This is a genomic window from Ligilactobacillus salivarius DSM 20555 = ATCC 11741 (assembly GCF_001435955.1).
GTDB classification, from domain to species: domain Bacteria; phylum Bacillota; class Bacilli; order Lactobacillales; family Lactobacillaceae; genus Ligilactobacillus; species Ligilactobacillus salivarius.
The window spans coordinates 1-21,154 of sequence record NZ_AYYT01000004.1 but is presented as its reverse complement, the minus strand read 5'-3'; the positions used below and the strand labels follow the sequence as shown (position 1 = coordinate 21,154).

The 21,154-nt window shown below is 33.0% G+C and carries 18 protein-coding genes and 2 other annotated features; of the genes, 15 read left to right on the top strand and 3 right to left on the bottom strand.

The window, feature by feature from the left end:
* Positions 1–22 precede the first annotated feature (22 nt).
* The 3 genes from FC55_RS03280 (at position 23) to tyrS (ending at position 2,688) form a co-directional block, all read left to right on the top strand.
* Positions 23–610, top strand: a complete 588-nt coding sequence (locus tag FC55_RS03280) for a metal-dependent hydrolase (protein WP_003701365.1) — start codon at positions 23–25, stop codon at positions 608–610.
* A gap of 101 nt (positions 611–711) precedes the next feature.
* Positions 712–1,155, top strand: a complete 444-nt coding sequence (locus tag FC55_RS03275) for a Fur family transcriptional regulator (RefSeq protein WP_003701366.1) — start codon at positions 712–714, stop codon at positions 1,153–1,155.
* Between the two features lie 41 nt (positions 1,156–1,196).
* Positions 1,197–1,384 (top strand) — a binding site (T-box leader).
* A gap of 53 nt (positions 1,385–1,437) precedes the next feature.
* Positions 1,438–2,688 carry a tyrosine--tRNA ligase gene (gene tyrS / locus FC55_RS03270; protein WP_003701368.1) on the top strand — a complete coding sequence of 417 codons (1,251 nt, stop codon included), beginning with the start codon at positions 1,438–1,440 and terminating at the stop codon, positions 2,686–2,688.
* A gap of 62 nt (positions 2,689–2,750) precedes the next feature.
* On the opposite strand, the gene FC55_RS03265 is transcribed toward tyrS, so the two are convergent.
* The 3 genes from FC55_RS03265 to FC55_RS03255 form a co-directional block, all read right to left on the bottom strand.
* Positions 2,751–3,713 (bottom strand): ketopantoate reductase family protein, encoded by a 963-nt coding sequence (locus FC55_RS03265; RefSeq protein ID WP_003701369.1) that lies wholly within the window; start codon positions 3,711–3,713, stop codon positions 2,751–2,753.
* A gap of 66 nt (positions 3,714–3,779) precedes the next feature.
* Positions 3,780–4,014 (bottom strand) — a binding site (T-box leader).
* Positions 4,015–4,118: 104 nt separating this feature from the next.
* Positions 4,119–4,757, bottom strand: a complete 639-nt coding sequence (cbpA, locus tag FC55_RS03260; protein WP_003701371.1) for a cyclic di-AMP binding protein CbpA — start codon at positions 4,755–4,757, stop codon at positions 4,119–4,121.
* Positions 4,758–4,953: 196 nt separating this feature from the next.
* Positions 4,954–5,922, bottom strand: a complete 969-nt coding sequence (locus FC55_RS03255; protein ID WP_003701372.1) for an L-lactate dehydrogenase — start codon at positions 5,920–5,922, stop codon at positions 4,954–4,956.
* A 248-nt stretch (positions 5,923–6,170) separates the two neighbouring features.
* On the opposite strand from FC55_RS03255, the gene pth reads away from it, so the two are divergent.
* The 12 genes from pth to lysS all read left to right on the top strand — a co-directional run bounded on the left by pth (position 6,171) and on the right by lysS (position 20,921).
* Positions 6,171–6,728, top strand: coding sequence for an aminoacyl-tRNA hydrolase (pth, locus tag FC55_RS03250; RefSeq protein WP_003703198.1), 558 nt, complete (start codon positions 6,171–6,173; stop codon positions 6,726–6,728).
* 21 nt (positions 6,729–6,749) lie between these two features.
* A complete protein-coding gene (gene mfd / locus FC55_RS03245; protein ID WP_003701375.1) occupies positions 6,750–10,274 on the top strand; it encodes a transcription-repair coupling factor in 3,525 nt (1,174 codons plus the stop codon).
* A 9-nt stretch (positions 10,275–10,283) separates the two neighbouring features.
* On the top strand, positions 10,284–11,861 hold the full coding sequence (locus FC55_RS03240; protein WP_035150216.1) for a putative polysaccharide biosynthesis protein: 1,578 nt from the start codon (positions 10,284–10,286) through the stop codon (positions 11,859–11,861).
* Positions 11,861–12,130, top strand: a complete 270-nt coding sequence (locus FC55_RS03235; protein ID WP_003701377.1) for an RNA-binding S4 domain-containing protein — start codon at positions 11,861–11,863, stop codon at positions 12,128–12,130. The genes FC55_RS03240 and FC55_RS03235 overlap by 1 nt, the downstream gene beginning before the upstream one ends.
* 38 nt (positions 12,131–12,168) lie before the next feature.
* A complete protein-coding gene (locus FC55_RS03230) occupies positions 12,169–12,564 on the top strand; it encodes an FtsB family cell division protein (RefSeq protein WP_034997743.1) in 396 nt (131 codons plus the stop codon).
* An 88-nt stretch (positions 12,565–12,652) separates the two neighbouring features.
* Complete coding sequence (locus tag FC55_RS03225; protein WP_003701385.1) at positions 12,653–13,117, top strand: S1 domain-containing RNA-binding protein; 465 nt, start codon at positions 12,653–12,655, stop codon at positions 13,115–13,117.
* A 56-nt stretch (positions 13,118–13,173) separates the two neighbouring features.
* Positions 13,174–14,532, top strand: coding sequence for a tRNA lysidine(34) synthetase TilS (gene tilS, locus FC55_RS03220; protein ID WP_035150266.1), 1,359 nt, complete (start codon positions 13,174–13,176; stop codon positions 14,530–14,532).
* Positions 14,533–14,548: 16 nt separating this feature from the next.
* A complete protein-coding gene (gene hpt, locus FC55_RS03215) occupies positions 14,549–15,088 on the top strand; it encodes a hypoxanthine phosphoribosyltransferase (protein ID WP_003701387.1) in 540 nt (179 codons plus the stop codon).
* Positions 15,089–15,228: 140 nt separating this feature from the next.
* A complete protein-coding gene (gene ftsH / locus FC55_RS03210; RefSeq protein ID WP_003701388.1) occupies positions 15,229–17,307 on the top strand; it encodes an ATP-dependent zinc metalloprotease FtsH in 2,079 nt (692 codons plus the stop codon).
* Positions 17,308–17,439: 132 nt separating this feature from the next.
* Positions 17,440–18,330 carry an Hsp33 family molecular chaperone HslO gene (gene hslO, locus FC55_RS03205; protein WP_003709730.1) on the top strand — a complete coding sequence of 297 codons (891 nt, stop codon included), beginning with the start codon at positions 17,440–17,442 and terminating at the stop codon, positions 18,328–18,330.
* 17 nt (positions 18,331–18,347) lie between these two features.
* Positions 18,348–19,340: a tRNA dihydrouridine synthase DusB gene (gene dusB, locus FC55_RS03200; protein WP_003701390.1), complete on the top strand. Its 993-nt coding sequence runs from the start codon at positions 18,348–18,350 to the stop codon at positions 19,338–19,340.
* Positions 19,341–19,433: 93 nt separating this feature from the next.
* Positions 19,434–20,921 carry a lysine--tRNA ligase gene (gene lysS / locus FC55_RS03195; RefSeq protein ID WP_003701392.1) on the top strand — a complete coding sequence of 496 codons (1,488 nt, stop codon included), beginning with the start codon at positions 19,434–19,436 and terminating at the stop codon, positions 20,919–20,921.
* The last annotated feature ends 233 nt before the right edge of the window (positions 20,922–21,154 follow it).

The following is a 21,154-nucleotide window of genomic DNA, read 5'->3' as shown; positions in this document are numbered from 1 at the left end:
AGTACATTAAAGAGGAATAATAATGCAGGCGAAGACTCATATTACAACAACTTTAGCATTAGGATTACCCTTGATGTCGTTGACAAATGAATTAACACTCGTAAATGTTGGAGTATTAGCAGTAGGAAGTTTATTACCAGATATTGATCATCCAAGTTCTTATCTTGGAAAGAGGCATAAAATGGTAAGTGGTGTAACTAATAAAGCTTTTGGTCATCGCGGTATTACACATTCTTTGCTAGGATTTATCTTGATAGGTATAATAGTCAAATTTATCCAAAAACAATATTTGACTGATAGGATTGAAAATATTGTGTTTTGGTTAATGTTAGGATATTTACTTCATTTGTTAGAGGATAGTTTTTCTCAAAGAGGCGTTAAGTGGTTATATCCTTTTACAAAATCAGGTTCGTCATTTGGTGGAAAATTTGCATTCTATAAAACTGGTCAATTAAGTGAATATTTAGTGATGGGATTCATGTTGTGTTTATTACTAATGGAAGTACGTCTTTTTTGGCTAGGAAATTTAAACCGGCTTTTACCTGGCGTAGTGGCGGATATATTAAAAACATTGATATTAAAAGTGCAAGATATTTTAAATAGTTATTAAAAATTTAATACAATATATTGCTAGACATAATTTGATTTTTGTATCATAATAATGTTAGAGAAATTAGTTTATAAAAGTTATAAAGTGGAGGAGGAAACCGTATGAATAACCAGGAACAATTAATGATGGCTGCAGAAAAATTAAAGAAGCGTCATATTAAGAATACTCCACAAAGACAAGTAATTTTAGCATACTTAATGTCATCTAAGGAGCATCCTTCAATTGAAATGATCTATTCATATGTTAAGGAAAATGGCTTTAGCGTAAGTTTGGCAACTGTTTATAATACATTAGAGTTATTTATGGACAGAAAGTTAATTATTGAAGTAACGCCAGACAATGAAGGACATATGCGATATGATTATTTTGCAGAACCACACTATCACGTTATTTGTGTAAACTGTAATAAAATTATCGATGTACCTAATGATGAATATGTAAAATTAGAAAAAGATGCGGCTGAGAAAACAGGCTTTAAAGTCTTTAATAGTCAATATGAGGTCTATGGATTATGTCCAGAATGCCAAGCTAAGATAGCTGATTAGCTATTGACTTTATATGAAAGTTATCATATTATTAATGACATATTAAAGCGATGAAGTAGATTAGTAGATTTGATAGTCAATTTTTAAGAGACTTGGTGGTGCTGCGAATCAAGATAAACTATCAATCGAATTACACTATGGAGCTTGTCCGGGTCATTCCGATAAAGATGACAGAGCGGCTTTTTAAGCAATCTGGGTGGTAACGCGGAAATAATTTTTCGTCCCTAATGTTATTATTAACGTTAGGGACTTTTTTATTATCAAAAGAATGGAGTGTATCTAATGAATATTTTAGATGAATTAGCATGGCGTGGTGCGATTAACCAAGTTTCTGATGAAGAAGGGTTAAGAAAATTATTAGATAAAAAGTCAGTAGGTTTATACTGTGGGGTCGATCCAACTGGAGATAGTCTTCATATCGGTCATTTAATTCCATTTATGATGTTAAAGAGATTCCAAGAAGCTGGACATCGAGCACATATCATCATTGGTGGGGGTACAGGTTCAATTGGTGATCCTTCAGGTAAAAAATCTGAACGTGTACTACAAACAATGGAACAAGTTCACCATAATGAAGAAGCTTTAACTAAGCAAATGAAGCATTTGTTTGGAAAGGATAATATCACAATTGTGAACAACCGTGATTGGCTTTCTAAAATTGATTTATTAGGTTTTTTGCGTGACTATGGCAAGTTATTTAATGTAAATACAATGCTTAATAAAGAAGTTGTTGCAAGTCGTTTAGAAGTAGGTATTTCATTTACTGAATTTACATACCAAATTCTTCAATCTATTGACTTCCACCATTTATGGAAGAATAATGATGTTCAACTTCAAATTGGTGGAGCTGATCAATGGGGAAATATTACATCTGGTATAGATTTAATTCATAAGATGGAAGGTAGCGAGGCTGAAGCTTATGCATTGACTATCCCATTAATGTTAAAAGCTGATGGAACTAAATTTGGTAAAACAGCTGGTGGAGCAGTATGGTTGGATCCTGAAAAGACAACACCTTATGAATTCTACCAATTCTGGTTAAACCAAGATGATAGAGATGTTATTAAATACTTGAAGTACTTTACATTCTTATCTCAGGAAGAAATTGCTGACTTAGAAGAAAAAGTTAAGACTCAACCAGAAAAACGTGAAGCTCAAAGAAGATTAGCAGAAGAAACTGTAGAATTTGTACACGGAAAAGAAGCAGTTAAGGAAGCTGAACACATTTCTGCAGCATTATTCTCTGGTGAAGTTAAAGACTTAACAGCAAGTGAAATTGAACAAGGATTTAAGAACATGCCAAGTGTAGAAGTAACTGCTGAACCTAAGAACATCGTTGAATGGCTTGTAGATACTGGAATTGAAAGTTCCAAGCGTCAAGCTCGTGAAGACGTAACAAATGGTGCAATTAGAATTAACGGAGATAGAATTCAAGATTTAGAATTCACAATTGATCCATCTGCAGAATTTGATGGTAAATTTGTAATCGTTAGACGTGGTAAGAAGAAGTATTTCTTGGCAAGAGTAAAATAAGATAATATAAAAAGTGTATCTCTTATCCGAGTTGAAATTGGATTGAGATACACTTTTTTTAATTATTTTTCACGTAATCTTTCTTGACGAGTATGTTCTGCTAGATGAACTAAGTTTGTTAAGAAGGCATGTGTTTTAGCTTCGTAATTATGTTTACGTCCAAGTTTTACTAAATATCCGTTGATGTAATCTACTTCAGTAGGGCGATTTTTACTCATATCTTGATACATTGAAGGATAATGGAGTGGATTAGCAACTTTACTTACATAGTTGATAGTAGCCAATTCTTCTTCTCTAGTTTGTAGCATTTTTACGCCATCGTGCTCACAAACGTCATAAGCTTCGTCAATTAATGCACGGGATAGTTCATCTGCCTTTTCGAAATTAGCATATTCTCCCATAGTTATTTCAAATAAAGTACATAACGTATTGACCACTGAGTTAAATACAACTTTAGCCATAAGAGTACCTCTGAAGTTTGTAGTCAAAGTAGGATTTATATTGGCTTTTTCTAATTCAGCTACAACTTTATGTGTCATTTCATCAGGTTTCTCTGTGTAGTTAGCTAAATTCATAGATCCAGCTCCAGGCTTACCAACGAAATCTACTTCTCCAGGTGCTTTTAGAATTGTTGCAACAAGGGCAGTACCTGCTAAAACTTTTTCAGGTTTAAAGTATTTTAGTAGTTTTTCAATATGACCCATACCGTTCATGCCAGTCAAAGCATATTGTTTGTCTGTAAAGAAATGGGAACATCTTTCAAGCATTTCACCAAGTTGCATTTGTTTTAGGAAGAAAATAACAACATCAGAGTCTGTATTATGATATTCTTCTGGGGTATATACTTTGACAGGAACTAAATGACGATTTTCCTTATCTCTAGTAACATAAACGCCACCTTGTTCTTTCATTTTATTAACATGTGGTTCCCAAGCATCTACAAATTCAACTTCATTCCCTGCTTGTTGAAGTAATACACCATATCTAAGTCCCATTGCACCTGCACCAACAACTGTAAATTTCATAATTCAAGCCTCATTTCTCTAAAGTATTTGGTTATAAAATAAAAACGTCCTTTAGTCTAGTAGAGACTAAAGGACGCTTAGCGTGATACCACCTTATATTTATTATGAATTCGCACTCATAAACTCGGTATGTAGCTGTTTTTTAACTACACATAGCTGTAATGGGCTAACCCACCAATAACTACTAAAATTCATTATGGCACTCAAAGTGATATTCGCTTTATTAGTAACTATCTCTTTTCACCAACCAGAGATTCTCTGAAGTATTTAATAAAGTTACTCTTCTTTTCATTGTGTTTTATAACCGATATTTAATTTAATGTTAATTATACACAAATAAAAATAAAATACAAGACAAAAAATAAAAAAGTATTAAGTCATCCAGTAGACAACTTAATACTTAAATTAAATCTTACTTAAATCTTCAATTTCTTCAATTTCGAACCCTTTACGTTGTAATTTTGATACAATACGTTTGAGCTTTTGTTCCTCAATACCAGCAGGTAAGGTAAATAGGGTGCGATGGAGATTATCTTTTTTTCGGAATCCTAAAGAGATACAACTAGCGATTTCGGAATATTTAGTAATAGCCTTAGACATCTCTACTAAATCACCACGTTCACCAGCAGAAAGAACAGTAAGTACATAACTTCCAAGTTCAACATTCCAGGAACGAGATAGCATTTTTAATAAGCGATTATGGGTTAAAATACCGAAAAAGTAATTGTTTTCATCTAAAACAGTAATATAAGGTAAATCCTTAATAGTGAAAAATATATTAAAAAATGCAGCATTGATAGAAATGAATTTTGTAGCATTTTTTAATAAATAAGTGACGGGTAAAGTCATATCACCACCACGTGATTTATGACGGTAGATATGCATCTTATAGATGTTGCCTCTAAAGATTTTGCCAGTTTTATCAAGAATTGGGACGCAACGAAAACCGGAATCTTCTAAAATATCTAGTGCTTCAGCTAAAGATACATCTTCTTGAACTGTGACTAATTCGTCTTTAGTTTGGATTAAAGATTTTGATATCATTAATAATTCTTCCTTAAAATTAAAATATGCTAATTAATAATAACATATATGTAAGATTAATGATAGAGGAGAAAAGAAAGAAAAATTTCTTATTTTACAAGTGAAGTGCTTAATTTCACAAAGGGTGTATTTTATATAATAAAAAAAGAGATTGGAATTATATCCAATCTCTAGAAACTTGTAATTAGCTTTCTTATTACTTGTTTTCTTCAAGTGCCTTTAAGCCATCTGTAAGAACCTTCTTCAAAGTAGCAGCAGATTCTGTCATCTTCTTGCTTTCTTCTTCGTTCAAAGGAACTTCGATAACTTCATGTAAACCAGTACCGTTAACAACAGCTGGAGTACCGATAAAGACATCGTTCAAACCATATTGACCTTCCATGTATGCGGAAACTGGTAATACAGCATTTTCATCACGTAAGATAGCTTTAGAAATACGTGCAAGAGCAGCAGCAACACCGTAGAATGTAGCACCTTTCTTGTTGATGATTTCGTAAGCTTTGTTACGAACGTCATCTTCCATCTTATCTAAATCTTCTTTAGAAACGCCATGTTCTTTTGCCCAGTCTAAGAATGGACGACCACCGATTGTAGCAGCAGAGTATGCAGCAAATTCAGAGTCACCATGTTCACCCATGATGTAAGCATGCATAGAACGAGGATCCTTGATGCCTGTCATTTCAGTCATAGCAACACGTAAACGTGCTGTATCTAAAGAAGTACCGGAACCGATAACTTTTTCTTTAGGGAATCCAGAGAATTTCCATGTAGCATATGTCAAGATATCTACAGGGTTAGCTGCAACTAAGAAGATACCGTTGAAACCAGAATCAACAACTGGTTTTACGATAGAAGATAAAATCTTCAAGTTCTTGTTTACAAGATCTAAACGAGTTTCACCTGGCTTTTGAGGAGCACCAGCAGTGATAACAACTAAATCTGCATCTTTGCAGTCAGCGTATTCTGCTGCATAAATCTTCTTAGGGAATGTGAAACCTGTAGCATCGAATAAGTCAAGAGCGTCACCTTCTGTACGTTCTTTAACAACGTCTACGATACCAAATTCTTCGGCAGTACCTTGTAAAGCCATAGCATAAGCATAGCTAGATCCAACAGCACCGTCACCGACTAAAATAACTTTTTGATGATTTTGTGTTTTTGACACAGTTCTTCATCCTTTCATAAGTAAGCTTTTTTTACAAATCTAGTATAACACGTTTTTCATAAAATGTGATATTATTTTCAAACAAATTTTCTAAGATTTAAGAGAAAATATGTTATACTTGACTAAAGATTTGGTGATAGGTTTCTGGGTAATGATGAATTAGCCAGCCTTTTTTGCGTATATAAATAAAAAATTCTTTGAAAATGATGAAAGTTATTTTGCTAAAATTGAAAGGAAGATATAAAAAAATGAAAATGATTGTAGGTCTAGGTAATATAGGGAAAAAGTATGAAGGTACAAGACATAATGTTGGATTTATGGTAGTAGAGCGTTTTGTGGAAGAACATGGTGGAAATTTTAACAAAGAAAAATTTGATTCATTGATATCAGAGTTATTTATTAATGGTGAAAAAATAATAGTAATAAAACCTACAACTTATATGAATGAATCTGGTAGAGCAGTTAGACCATTGATGGATTATTTTAATCTAACTACTGAAGATATTATCATTTGCCATGACGATATGGATTTGGAAATTGGACATTTACGTTTACGACAAAAAGGATCTGCTGGTGGACATAATGGAATTAAGTCTATTATTTCACATGTGGGGACTGAAAAATTTAAGAGAGTCCGTGTAGGAATTGATCATCCACAAAAAATGTCAGTGGTAGATTGGGTATTGTCTAGATTTACTAAAGAACAAGAAGCAAAATTAGATGACGGATTAACTAGAGCTGTTGCTGCTCTAGATGATTGGATAGAAAATGATGATTTTATGAATACAATGAATAGATTTAACTAGTTAAGTGAGGAATCTAATTTAATGGAATTAATAGATACTTTTTTGAATGTCTCGGAATTGAAAGAGTGGGAAAAGAATTTAACTACTGATGGACGACATATGTTGACAGGATTGGTAGGCTCTTCCAAGACATTGATGATAGCTAAACTATTAAAAGATAAGAAAGTACCACAATTAATTGTGGAAAGTGATTTATATCATGCGCAACAATTGCAAAGTGATTTAGAGAATATAATAGAAGACACAAGAATTGAGTTATTTCCAGTAGAAGATATGTTAGTTGCAGAAATGGCAACTAGTTCTCCAGAATACAGAGCTCAAAGAGTAAGCGCCTTAACTGCATTAACTTCAGAAAATCCAGTAATTGTAATTACTACAGTAGCTGGGATAAGACGTTTTTTACCTAGTGTGGAGTACTGGAAACAACATGAAATTCAATTGGAGATTGGTAAAGAAGTTGATCCAGCCGAACTAGAGAAAAAATTATTTGAAATGGGATATATTAGGTCAAATATGGTAAATGCACCTGGAGACTTTGCGATTCGTGGATCTATTGTCGATATTTTTCCTTTAGATGCAGATAATCCGTATAGAATAGATTTCTTTGATATTGAAATTGATTCAATGAGGACTTTTGATATTGCAAATCAAAGAAGTATTGAAAATGTGGATCAAGTAACTATCATTCCAGCTACTGACTTTATTGCTAGTAAAGAAGTTCTAGAGTTGGCTAGTGAAAGAATAAAAAAAGAATATAATAAGCAATTTTCAAAATTAAAGAATATAAAAGAAGAAAAGCTAACTGAAAATATTCAAAAAATGTTAGCTGATTTTAAAGATGGTTTTTTAAAGGCTGAATACCTACCATATGCGGAATATATTTATCCACAAAGTACAAATTTAATTGATTACTTGAGTGATGAAGGGTTAGTAATCTTTGATGACTATTCTCGTTTGACTGAGAAGCAAAAGAACCTAGAATATTCTGAAGCTGATTGGGTAACGGATAGACTACGTACTAACAGTTTATTTGATAATTTAAAGTTGGGACATGATTTTAGAAGTGTAGAAAAGAAAATTAAACAGCCTAGAATTTTTTTATCGTTATTTCAAAAGGGACTAGGCAGAATGAAGTTTGCCCAACTTGTAGATATAAAGACACGTGCTGTTCAAAAGTTCTTTGGACAGATGCCACTTTTGAAAACTGAAGTTTCAAGTTGGGAAAAACAAAAACAAACAGTTGTATTTTTGATTAATGATAGAGAAAGACTGGAAAAGGTCTCTCAAACATTAGATGATTTTGAAATTAAGTCGATTATAACAGATAAGAACGCAATTCAAGTTGGAGTTACACAAGTAGTCCAAGGTTTCTTAAATGAAGGATTTGAAATTCCTAAGGATAAGCTCGTTGTTTTAACCGAAAATGAATTATTTTCTAACGTGAAGAAAAAGCAACCTAGACGTTTAACTATGAATAACGCAGAACGACTAAAAAGTTATACTGAGTTAAAAAAGGGTGACTATGTCGTTCATGTCAATCATGGGATTGGACGCTATATGGGGATGCAAACTTTAGAAGTTGGTGGACATCATCATGATTATATGACCATTCTTTATCAGGACGATGCGAAACTTTTTATTCCGGTATCTCAATTAGATAAGATACAAAAATATGTGTCTTCAGAGTCAAAAACCCCTAGAGTTAATAAATTAGGTGGTTCTGAGTGGGCTAAAACTAAACGCCGTGTTGCTAATAAAATTGAAGATATTGCTGATGAGTTAGTTGATCTTTATGCTAAACGTGAAGCTGAAAAGGGATACGCATTTACTCCTGATGATAGCTATCAAAAAGAGTTCGAAGATGCATTTCCATATACAGAAACACCAGATCAACTTCGAAGTTCTAAAGAAATTAAACAAGATATGGAAAAGCTTAAGCCGATGGATCGATTGTTAATTGGTGATGTTGGTTATGGTAAAACAGAAGTGGCGTTAAGAGCGGCTTTTAAAGCGGTTCAAGATGGTAAACAAGTTGCTTTCTTGGCGCCAACAACAGTTTTGGCTCAACAACATTATGAAACAATGGAACAACGTTTTGAAAATTTCCCTGTTGAGATTGGTATTTTATCTAGATTTAATACAGCCAAGGAAATTAAAGAGACTATTGAAAATTTAGAAACAGGTAAGTTAGATATTGTTGTTGGAACACATAGGTTATTGTCAAAAGATGTAAAATTTGCAGATTTAGGGTTATTAATTATTGATGAGGAACAACGTTTTGGAGTTAAACATAAGGAACGATTAAAAGAATTGAAGACAAGTGTAGATGTTTTAACATTAACAGCTACACCTATTCCAAGAACGTTAAACATGTCTATGTTAGGTGTACGTGATTTATCAGTTATTGAAACAGCACCCATGAATCGTTATCCAATACAAACTTACGTTATTGAAAAAAATTATGGGGTAATTGTAGATGGAATTAAGCGTGAGATAGAGCGTGGGGGACAGGTTTTCTATCTGCATAATCGAGTTGATGATATTGAAAAAGTTGCTAGTGAATTAGAAAGTTTAGTACCTGAAGCTAAAGTAGCTTATATTCACGGAAGAATGACCGAAACGCAACTAGAAAATATTTTGATAGATTTTATCGATGGTGAGTATGATGTTTTAGTCACAACAACAATTATTGAAACTGGTGTTGATATTCCTAACGTGAATACATTGTTTGTTGATAATGCGGACAGAATGGGATTATCACAGTTGTATCAATTAAGAGGACGCGTTGGACGATCAAATCGCATTGCATATGCTTACTTTATGTATCAACCTAACAAAGTGTTAACAGAGGTTGCTGAAAAACGTCTGGAAGCTATTAAAGATTTCACAGAGTTGGGCTCAGGATTTAAAATTGCGATGAGAGATTTATCAATTCGTGGAGCTGGAAATCTGTTAGGTAAGCAACAACATGGTTTTATTGATTCTGTTGGATATGATTTGTATACACAGATGTTAAATGATGCTGTAGCTAAGAAACGTGGTAAAGAGATTAAAGTTAAAACGGATGCTGAACTCAATCTTGATTTAGAAGCTTATTTGCCAGCGGACTATATTACTGATCCTAAACAAAAGGTTGAGATTTATAAACGAATCCATCAATTTGAAAATGAGGATCAATATATAGAAGTTCAAGATGATTTAATTGATAGATTTGGGGAATATCCAATAGAAGTACACAATTTATTAGAAGTTGGCCTATTAAAAATGTATGCTGATGCAGCTTTAGTAGATAGTGTTAACCAGAATAAAAAAACAATTGAAATTGAGTTATCAGATAAGTTAAATGGGAAATTAGACATTAAGGATGTTTTTAAAGTATTATCGGTAACTAAATTTAGTACGACTCTGGGAAATAAAAATCAAAAAATTCAGATTAAGTTAAACATCCAACCTGGCATGGAAAGTAATCAGATTTTGGAAGAATTAAAAAAATTACTCAAAGAATTAGCTAAAATGGTGGATGTCACTATTGATAAATCAGCATAGGTGAAGGTAATGAAAAATAATTTTGGAAATGTTATGAAGGGAGCAATAATCCTATCAGGGGCTTCTTTTATAGCTAAAATTTTAAGTGCGATGTACCGAATTCCTTTTGAAAATATGGTAGGGAATTTAGGATTTTACGTTTATCAGCAAGTTTATCCGATTTATGCAATTGGAATGACTTTTTCTTTATCAGGATTTCCTGTATTTATTTCAAAAATTATTGCTGAACAAGATGATATGGAATCAAAATACCAGATTTCAAAAAGAATATTCAACGTTTTAGTTGTACTGGCTATCTTGTGCTTTTTATTTCTACAATTAGGATCAACTCAAATTGCTGAAGCCATGGGAGATATAAAGCTGGAAGTAATTATCAGGAGTGTTTCCTGGATGTTTTTGTTGATGCCTTTTTTATCAGTAGGAAGAGGATTTTATCAAGGTATATTCAATATGACGCCCACTGCTGTATCACAAGTGTATGAGCAACTAATAAGAGTGATTGTTATTATTGGAGTTGCATGGTATGCGGTTAGACATCATTGGTCTATTTACAAAATGGGAGCTTGGGCTATGTTTGGCTCAACATTAGGAGGTTTAGTTGCGCTACTATGTTTTGTAGGTATTTTTATAAGACTTTTTTCAAGAAAATCCCATAAACATAGCATCAATTATCGAGATTTAGTAAAAAGACTAATGACAGAAGGAATCATGATATGTTTATTTACTGCATTGATGGTACTTTTGCAATTAATAGACTCCTTCACAATTAAGAATAATTTGGAGATTTATGGCTTATCTTCAATAAAAGCTAGCAATATAAAAGGTATTTACGATAGAGCTCAACCTCTAATACAATTAGGATTAGTAATAGGTGTAAGTTTTTCTTCAACGCTTTTACCTTCCCTAACAGCCGCAATTGAAAAGAAAGAAAAAACTACTTTTGAAAATACTGCATCATCTATCTTGAGAATTAGTTTAGGAATAGCTAGTGCTGCTACAGTGGGATTGTTAGCCTTATTGCCTGAAGTTAATAAACTTTTATTTGGTGATAGTGAACTTAGCTTGGTAATTGGAATATATTTACTGGGCATAATTTTAATGACAGTAATCAATAGCTATAGTTCTATTTTACAAAGCATTGATGAGTACAGAGTGTTACTAATTGGATTAGGGGTAGCTTTCTTAACTAAATATATTCTTAATAGTTACTTAATTGGTAAATTTGGAATAATTGGAGCAAGTATAGCTACTACAGCTAGTTTATTATTAGCTGCAATTATCATTGTTTTCTTTAGTTCAATAAAACTTGAGATTTTATTTAGAAGTGATGGTTATGTCTTAAAATTATTACTTATTTCATGTATTATGGGGATAGTAGTAAAAGGACTTTCGATATTATTAGGATATCTATTGGGAAGTTCTAGATTAGATGTCGGAATAATTTCAGCAATATGTATTCCTATAGGAGTATTTATTTTTGGAATTTTAGCGATTAAGTTTAATTTATTTACCAAAGAAGAATATATGGCTATGCCAGGTGGGAATAAGATTATAAAAATAATTGACAAATTAAATGGAGGACGTTGATGAGATTAGACAAGTTTTTAAAAATATCACGTATTATTAAAAGAAGAACAGTAGCAAAAGAAATTTCAAGTCAAGGTAGAATTACAATTAATGGCAAGGTGGCTAAATCATCATCAAATGTAAATGTTCGCGATGAAATTGTGATAAACTTTGGTAATAAAGTATTAACAGTCAAAGTTAATGATATTAGAGATACAACAAAGAAAAAAGAAGCACAAGAATTGTTTGAAGTTATCTCTGAAGAATATAAGGAAGATTTTTCTATATAAATCGTTTTGGACAAAGAATGGAAGGGGCTAGATAGTCAGTGAAGAAAAGATCAAAGATTACTATCATGGATAATGATTATTTTCGTAAGCAACAAGCTAAAAGTAAAAATGCTGCTTTAAAAGCTAAACACTATCAACATTATCGATTGTTTAGAGTAAGTATTATTTCTTTAACTATACTATTAACAATAGTGTTTGGAATAAGACTCATTACAATGCACTATCAAACCCAAAATATTAATGTTCAAACGGAAGAAGCTAATAAGAAGTTAGAAAAAGTAAAAGCTAAAAATGCTGATTTGAAAGAGCAGATTAAGCAATTAAATGATGAAGATTATTTAAGAAAATTAATTCGAGAAAAGTACTCCTATTCTAAAGATAACGAAATAATTTATAACTTACCAACAGATGTTACAAAAAATATTGGACAATAATTAAAAAAAGTTTAATTTAGTAGTATTAATAATATTTAGTGCGTGATATACTGAGAGGTATAGAATTTCGAGGAGGAAGACAATTTTTATGTCGATTGAAGTAGGAGCTAAACTTTCCGGAAAAGTTTCAGGAATTACAGATTTTGGTGCATTTGTTGATTTAGGGGATAAGAAGACAGGATTAGTTCATATTAGTGAAGTATCCAATACTTTTGTTAAAGATATCCATGAAGTCTTATCTGTTGGTGATGAAGTTACTGTTAAAGTTTTATCTGTCAGTGATGATGGTAAGATCGGTCTTTCCATCAAGAAAGCAGTGGATAAATCTCAAAAGCAAAACAACCAACGTCGTAACAATAATCACGAACAACATAATAATAGGGATAAAGTAAAGAAAAATCATAATACTTCTTTTAGGCCAAAGCATGAAGAAAAGAAGAAAGATTTCGATTCCTTATTAGCTGGATTTTTGAAGGAAAGTGAAGATAGATTGACTTCCTTGAAACGTAATACAGAAGGAAAACGTGGCGGTCGTGGCGGTCGTCGCAGCTAATACAACAAAAGGCAAGAGGTAATTACTTCTTGCCTTTTTATTTTTTGAAGTGAGTGATAAAGTTGAATGTAAAAAAATTTGAAAATCAATTATTACAGCGACTTAGGGATTTAAAAATTTCCAATAGAAAAGTATTGCTTGCAGTTTCTACAGGTGTAGATTCTATGGTCTTATTATCAGGAATGTTGAAATTGAGTAAAGTTTTAAATATAGAAATTAATGTCGCTTATATTGATCATCAATTACGAGAGCAAAGCAAAGAAGAAACAAAATTTATTAAAGAGTTTTGTTTTGCACGAAATATTCCTTTATATGTATACAGGTGGGAAAAAGAAGAACATCCTGTACAAAGCATTGAAGCTGCAGCCAGAGAAGTTAGATATAACTTTTTTGAAAAAGTCCTAAAAGAAAATAATATTGAGTACTTGGTAACGGCGCATCATGGAGATGACCAAGCAGAAACTTTTTTAATGAAATTAATTCGAGGTGGGAATATTCAACAATTACAAGCAATTCAATCTGTACGCATTTTCAGAGAGGATTATCAAATAGTTCGTCCCATGTTAATTTTTAATAAAAAAGAAATTTATGATTATGCTAAACAATTAGGGATTAAATATTATGAGGATGAAACTAATAAAAGCGATGACTACCAAAGAAATAGGTTACGACATCATATAATTCCAGTATTAAAAGCAGAAAATCCAGAATTTTTAAATCATGTATTAGAATATACTCAGCAATTAACAAATAATTTACAAGCAATTCAAGAAGTAGCTGATGTGAAACTGAATAAGATTTCTAAAGAAGAAACTTTGGACTATGATAAATTTGTTAAAGAAAGTCCCTTATGGCAACGTATTCTACTTGAACGATATTTAGAAGTAAAAGGATTAGAAATCAAAGAAACACAGGTACAGCAAATTTTAGCGATGCTTAATGATGAGAAGAAACCTCAAGCAAAGTTTGATTTGAATGAAAAATTTGAATTCTATCATGAATATCTCGAAATAGGAATAAGAATTAAAAGTACTACTAGTTTAAATCTAGAAGAAAATTTTGAATTAAAATTGAATCAATGGCACAACTTAGAAGAAGGAAAAAAGATAGGCTTATTTAAGCTTGATGAAATAGAACTAATGCCTGGAGATGAAACTCTAGTTGTAGAAGATAATGAAAATTGGGTAATTAGACATAGACAACCGGGTGATTCACTAAAAATGAGCTTTGGAAATCAAAAAATTAAAAAAGTTTTTATTGATAAAAAAATTCCAAGTGAACAGAGAAATAAGAGTTGGCTAATTACAAAAAATAAAAATGAAGTGTATTGGATTTTAGAAACAAAAAAAACTGATTTGTCACTGGCCCCACAAAATGCTAAAATTCATTACATACTAGTATTTAGAAAAAAGTAAGAAAGAGGTTAATCTTATGAACAACGACATCAAAGAAGTTTTATACAGTAAAGAACAAATCGCTGAAGTTACTAAAAGACTAGGAAAGCAAATTACTAAGGATTTTGAAGGTAAAAATCCATTAGTAGTTTGTGTTCTTAAGGGTGCTGTTATGTTCACAACTGATATTATTCGTGAAATCGATACATATTTAGAATTAGATTTTATGGACGTTTCTAGTTATGGAGAAGGAACAGAATCATCTGGTGAAGTTAAAATTATTAAAGACTTAGATACATCTGTAACTGGAAGAGATGTTTTAATCGTTGAAGACATTATCGATACAGGTCGTACATTACAACGTTTAGTTGAACTATTTAAGCATCGTAATGCAAAATCTGTTAAGATTTGTACTTTACTTGATAAACCTGAACGTCGTGTTGAAGGAGTTAAGCCTGACTATGTAGGTTTTGAAGTTCCTAATGAATTTGTAGTAGGTTACGGTTTAGACTTTGCAGGTCGCTATCGTAACTTAGGATATGTTGGAATTTTGAAGCCTGAAGTTTACGAAGGTTAATAAAATTTTAAACAATTTATTTTAGTGAAATTAATAGTCAATAATAGTCAAAATTTATTAATTATGCTATTATATTCACAATGGAGTGCTTATTTAATGGTGATAAGTGACTCTTTAATCCTTGGATATGGAGGAACGTTATGAATAACAACAGGAATGGTAACGGACTTCTTAGAAATAGTTTCTTTTATATCGTAGTATTCTTGGGTATTATGGGTGTCTTGTATTATATGTTTGGTAGTCGCCAAAGTATGCAGACACAACAAATTCAATCTAGTCAATTTATAACAGAATTGAAGAAGAATAATATTAAAGATTTTACGATGCAACCTTCTGGAAGTACGTACAAAATAACGGGTACTTATCGTCATGCTAAGAAATCATCTGGTTCGAGTGGTATTGCCGGAATTGCTTCCAGTGGTGCGGATGAATCAACTGGTTTTACAACTAATGTATTGACGAATGACTCGACTGTAAAACAAATTCAAGAGTATGCACAAAAAAATAAAATAAAAAATAGTGCTAAAGAAGAAGAATCTAGTAGTATTTGGATTCAACTTTTAATTTCAGTAGTTCCAATTCTATTCTTCATTTTCTTCTTCTACATGATGATGGGTCAAGCTGGCCAAGGTGGTGGCGGTGGCCGTGTTATGAACTTTGGAAAATCCAAAGCTAAGCCTATTGACAAAAAGAACAATAAAGTTCGTTTTTCAGATGTAGCTGGTGCTGAAGAAGAAAAGCAAGAATTAGTTGAAGTTGTAGAATTTTTGCGTGATCCACGTAAGTTCTTAGCTTTAGGTGCTAGAATTCCATCTGGTGTGCTATTGGAAGGACCTCCAGGAACTGGTAAAACTTTACTTGCTAAAGCTGTTGCTGGTGAAGCTGGTGTACCATTCTTCTCAATTTCTGGTTCTGACTTCGTTGAAATGTTCGTCGGTGTTGGTGCTAGTCGTGTGCGTGACTTATTTGAAAATGCTAAAAAGAACGCACCATCTATTATCTTTATCGATGAAATTGATGCGGTAGGTCGTCGTCGTGGTGCCGGAATGGGCGGTGGACATGATGAACGTGAACAAACACTTAACCAAATGTTAGTTGAAATGGATGGTTTCGAAGGTGATGAAGGTGTCATCGTTATGGCAGCTACTAACCGTTCTGATGTATTAGACCCTGCTTTGCTACGTCCAGGTCGTTTTGACCGAAAGATTTTAGTAGGTCGTCCTGATGTTAAGGGTCGTGAGGCTATTTTGAAGGTTCACGCTAAGAACAAGCCTTTAGCAAAAGATGTCGATTTGAAGATGATTGCTAAGCAAACACCTGGTTTTGTTGGTGCTGACTTAGAAAACTTATTGAATGAAGCTGCATTACAAGCTGCTCGTCGTGATAAGAAAGAAATTGATGCATCTGATATCGATGAAGCAGAAGATAGAGTTATTGCAGGACCTGCTAAGCGTGATCGTGTAATTAGTAAGCATGAACGTGAAACAGTGGCATATCACGAAGCTGGACATACAATTGTTGGTTTAGTATTAAATGAAGCACGTGTAGTTCATAAGGTTACAATCGTACCTCGTGGACGTGCTGGCGGATATGCTATCATGTTACCAAAAGAAGATCAAATGTTGATGTCCAAGAAGAACCTTAAGGAACAAATTGCTGGTTTGATGGGTGGACGTGCAGCCGAAGAAATTATCTTTGGTCAACAATCTTCTGGTGCTTCTAATGACTTCCAACAAGCTACTCAATTAGCTAGAGCAATGGTTACAGAATTTGGTATGAGTGACAAGTTAGGCCCTGTTCAATATGAAGGTCAAGCTAATATGCAACCTGGTGAATTCAATGGTCAACATAGTTACTCTGGACAAACAGCTAATATCATTGACGAAGAAGTTAAACGTATTGCCAATGAAGGTATGCAACAAGCTAAGGAAATTATCGAAGCTCATAGAGAACAACATAAAGTAATCGCTGAAGCATTACTTGAACATGAAACTCTAGATGAAAAACAAATCTTGAGTTTGTATAAGACAGGTAAGATGCCAGCAGAAAACGAAGATGAATTTCCTAGTGAAAAGGCAGCAACTTTTGAAGAAGCAAAACAAGCTGTTGAACGTAGAGAAGCTAAAAAACAATTAGCTGAAAAAGATGAGGAACATAAAGAAACAGAAGTGTTCTATCCTCATGAATCAGATGAAGATTCTGATAAGAAAGATGAATAACAAAAATGGTATTGGTGGTTTTAAACTGTCAGTACCATTTTTTATTTGACAAAATAAAAAAGATAATAATAGAAAAATTGACTACAATTTGTTAGTATGTAATTTGTGTATAAAAATAAAGAGGTAAGAAAAATGTCTGATTATTTAGTTAAAAGCTTAGTATATGATGGAGCAATTAGAGCTTATGCAGTTGATGCTACTGAAACTGTAGGAGAAGCACAAAAATTACACGATACTTGGAGTGCTGCTTCAGCTGCTTTTGGTAGAAGTTTGATAGGTACTTTATTATTATCAGCATCGGAACTATCTGGTGATGAAAAAATGACCGTAAAAATCAATGGCGATGGACCAATTGGGGCTATTGTGGTAGATGGTAATGCTAAAGGTACAGTCAAAGGATACGTACATGAACCACATGTGCATTTGCCTTTAAATGAAAAACATAAGATTGATGTTAAAGGCGCAGTAGGTACTCAAGGCTTTTTATCAGTAACTAAAGATTTAGGATTAAAAGAGCCTTTTACAGGACAAGTGCCCCTTGTATCTGGTGAGTTAGGTGAAGATTTCACTTACTATCTAGCTAAGTCAGAGCAAATTCCATCAGCCGTAGGATTATCTGTTTTTGTTGAAGATGATAACACAATAGGTGTAGCTGGTGGTTTTATGATTCAAGTTTTACCAGGAGCTAGTGATGAGATTTTAGATGAAATTGAAAAGAAGTTACAAGAAATACCGTTAGTATCTGAAATGATGCGTAAAGATGGTAAGACTCCTGAAGAAATTTTGTATACACTTTTCCCAAAAGACAAAGTAAAAATTCTTGAGAAAATGCCAGTAGCATATGAATGCGATTGTTCAAAAGAAAGATTTGCTGAAGCACTAGCAAGTTTACCTAAAAAAGATCTTGAAGAAATGATAGAACAAGATAAAGGTGCAGAAGCAGTTTGCCATTTTTGTGGGAAAAAATATGAATTTAATGAAGAAGAATTAACTAAAATTATGAATGAAGCTAATCAAGCTTAAAATGGAGGAAGAGAATAATGGAATGGAAAATTGGTGATATAGTTATCCCTAATCAAGTTGTAGTAGCTCCTATGGCTGGGGTTACAAACGTTGCCTTTCGTATGATTTGTAAGGAATTTGGTGCAGGTTTAGTTGTTTGTGAAATGATTTCTGACAAAGGAATCCATTTTAGAAATAAGAAAACATTAGATATGCTATTTGTTGATCCAACTGAACATCCAGTTAGTGTCCAAATTTTCGGTGGTAGCAAAGAAACTTTAGTTGAAGCTGCTCAATTTGTGGCAGAAAATACTGCGACTGATATTATCGATATAAACATGGGTTGCCCAGTTCCTAAAGTTACAAAGACTGATGCTGGTGCAAGATGGCTTTTAGATCCAGATAAGATTTATGAAATGGTTCATGCAGTTACTAGTTCTATAGATAAGCCTGTAACAGTTAAGATGAGAACCGGTTGGGATGAAGATCATATTTTAGCTGTTGAAAATGCATTAGCAGCAGAAGAAGGTGGAGCTAAAGCATTAGCAATGCATGGACGTACTAGAAAGCAATTATATACAGGACATGCAGATTGGGGAATTTTAAAAGAAGTAGCTGATCATTTAACTAAGATTCCATTTATGGGGAATGGTGATGTTCGTACACCAGAAGAAGCTAAGAAGATGTTGGATGAAGTTGGAGCAGATGCAGTAATGATTGGTCGTGCAGCTTTAGGTAATCCTTGGATTGTTAAGCAAACAACACATTACCTTGAAACAGGAGAAATTTTGGAAGAACCTACACCTGCAGAAAAGATTAAAGTTGCTAAGGAACATTTACATCGTTTAGTTAAAGCTAAAGGTGAAGTTATTGGGCCAAAGGAATTCCGTTCTCAAGCTGCATATTATTTGAAAGGAATCCCACGTTCCGCACGTACTAAAGCGGCTTTAAATTCTGCAGATACAGAAGCAGAAATGATCGATATTTTTGATAATTTCTTAGCAGATACATTAGCACGTCAAGCTGTTTAGTGGATATTTTGTTAATATTGTAATTAATATGTCCAGTTGACTATGATATAATAAAGAGCAGTGTATAAATTATTGAGAAAGTGAGGATTTTAAATGGCTAATCAACAATCAATGAATGATCAGTTAAGAGTTCGTCGTCAAAAGATGCAAGAATTGCGCGATGAAGGCGTTGATCCATTCGGTCATAGATTTGAGCGTGATTTCTTAAACAAAGAATTACACGACAAATTTGAAGATAAGACAAAAGAAGAATTAATTGACTTAGATGTTAAGGCTACAATCGCAGGACGTATGGTAGCAAAGCGTGGTAAAGGTAAGGTAGGCTTTGCTGATTTACAAGATAAGACAGGTAGAATGCAACTTTACATTCGTAAAGATGAAGTTGGCGAAGAAATGTACCATATCTTTAAACGTTCAGATTTAGGAGATTTCTTAGGTGTAACTGGTGATGTTATCAAGACTGATATGGGTGAGCTTACAATTAAAGTAACTAAACTTACTTTCTTATCCAAGGCTCTAAGACCATTGCCAGATAAATTCCACGGTCTTCAAAACGTAGAACAAATTTATCGTCAACGTTACTTAGACTTAATTACTAACCGTGAAAGTTACAATCGTTTTGTAAACCGTAGCAAGATTGTTACAGCTGTTCGTAATTATTTAGATAGTAATGGATTTTTAGAAGTTGAGACACCTGTATTACATAATCAAGCTGGTGGTGCAGCTGCACGTCCATTTATTACACATCATAATGCATTGGATATTCAACTTTACTTACGAATCGCTTTAGAATTACACCTCAAACGTTTGATTGTTGGTGGAATGGAACGTGTTTATGAAATCGGTAGAGTTTTCCGTAATGAAGGAATTGATACTAAGCACAATCCAGAATTTACAATGCTTGAAACTTATGCAGCATACTTTGACTTTAAAGACGTTATGGATGAAACAGAAGGTATCTTTAAAGCAGCTGCTAAAGTTGTAACATCTGATGGAAAGATTAACTATCAAGGAACGGACGTTGATTTTAATAAAGAATTCAAACGTGTTCACATGGTAGATTTAATCAAGGAAAAGACGGGAGTAGATTTCTGGAAAGAAATGTCTCTTGAAGAAGCTAGAAAGATAGCAGATGAGCATAAAGTTCATTACGAACCATACTGGCAAGTAGGTCATATTATTAATGAATTCTTTGAACAATTCTGTGAAGATACAATTGTTGATCCAACTTTTGTTTATGGTCATCCTGTAGAAATTTCACCATTAGCTAAGAAAAACGCTGATGATCCACGTTTCACAGATCGTTTTGAATTATTCATTTTAGGAAATGAATATGCAAATGCCTTTACTGAATTGAATGATCCAATTGACCAACGTCAACGCTTTGAAGCACAAGTTGCTGAACGTCAAGCTGGTAATGATGAAGCTGAAGGTATCGATGAAGATTATATTGAAGCTATGGAATACGGAATGCCTCCAACAGGGGGATTAGGTATAGGAATTGATAGATTGGTAATGCTTCTAACAGATGCACCATCAATTCGTGATGTACTCCTATTCCCAACTTTGAGACCAGAATAATAGAAAATAAGATAAAAAATCAGTTTGTAAATAAGCAAACTGATTTTTTTTAGATTTTATTAAAAAAAGTGTTGACGTAGAGATGTAACTCGTGTATATTATTTAAATGTTGCTGCTACTTAAGAAGTTGCAGGTTATGAAGTTGATAATTTTTTTATTGACATATTTTTTAACTGTGATATAATTAAATAGTTGCATGAGAATGTTATATGATCTTTGAAAACTAAACAAAG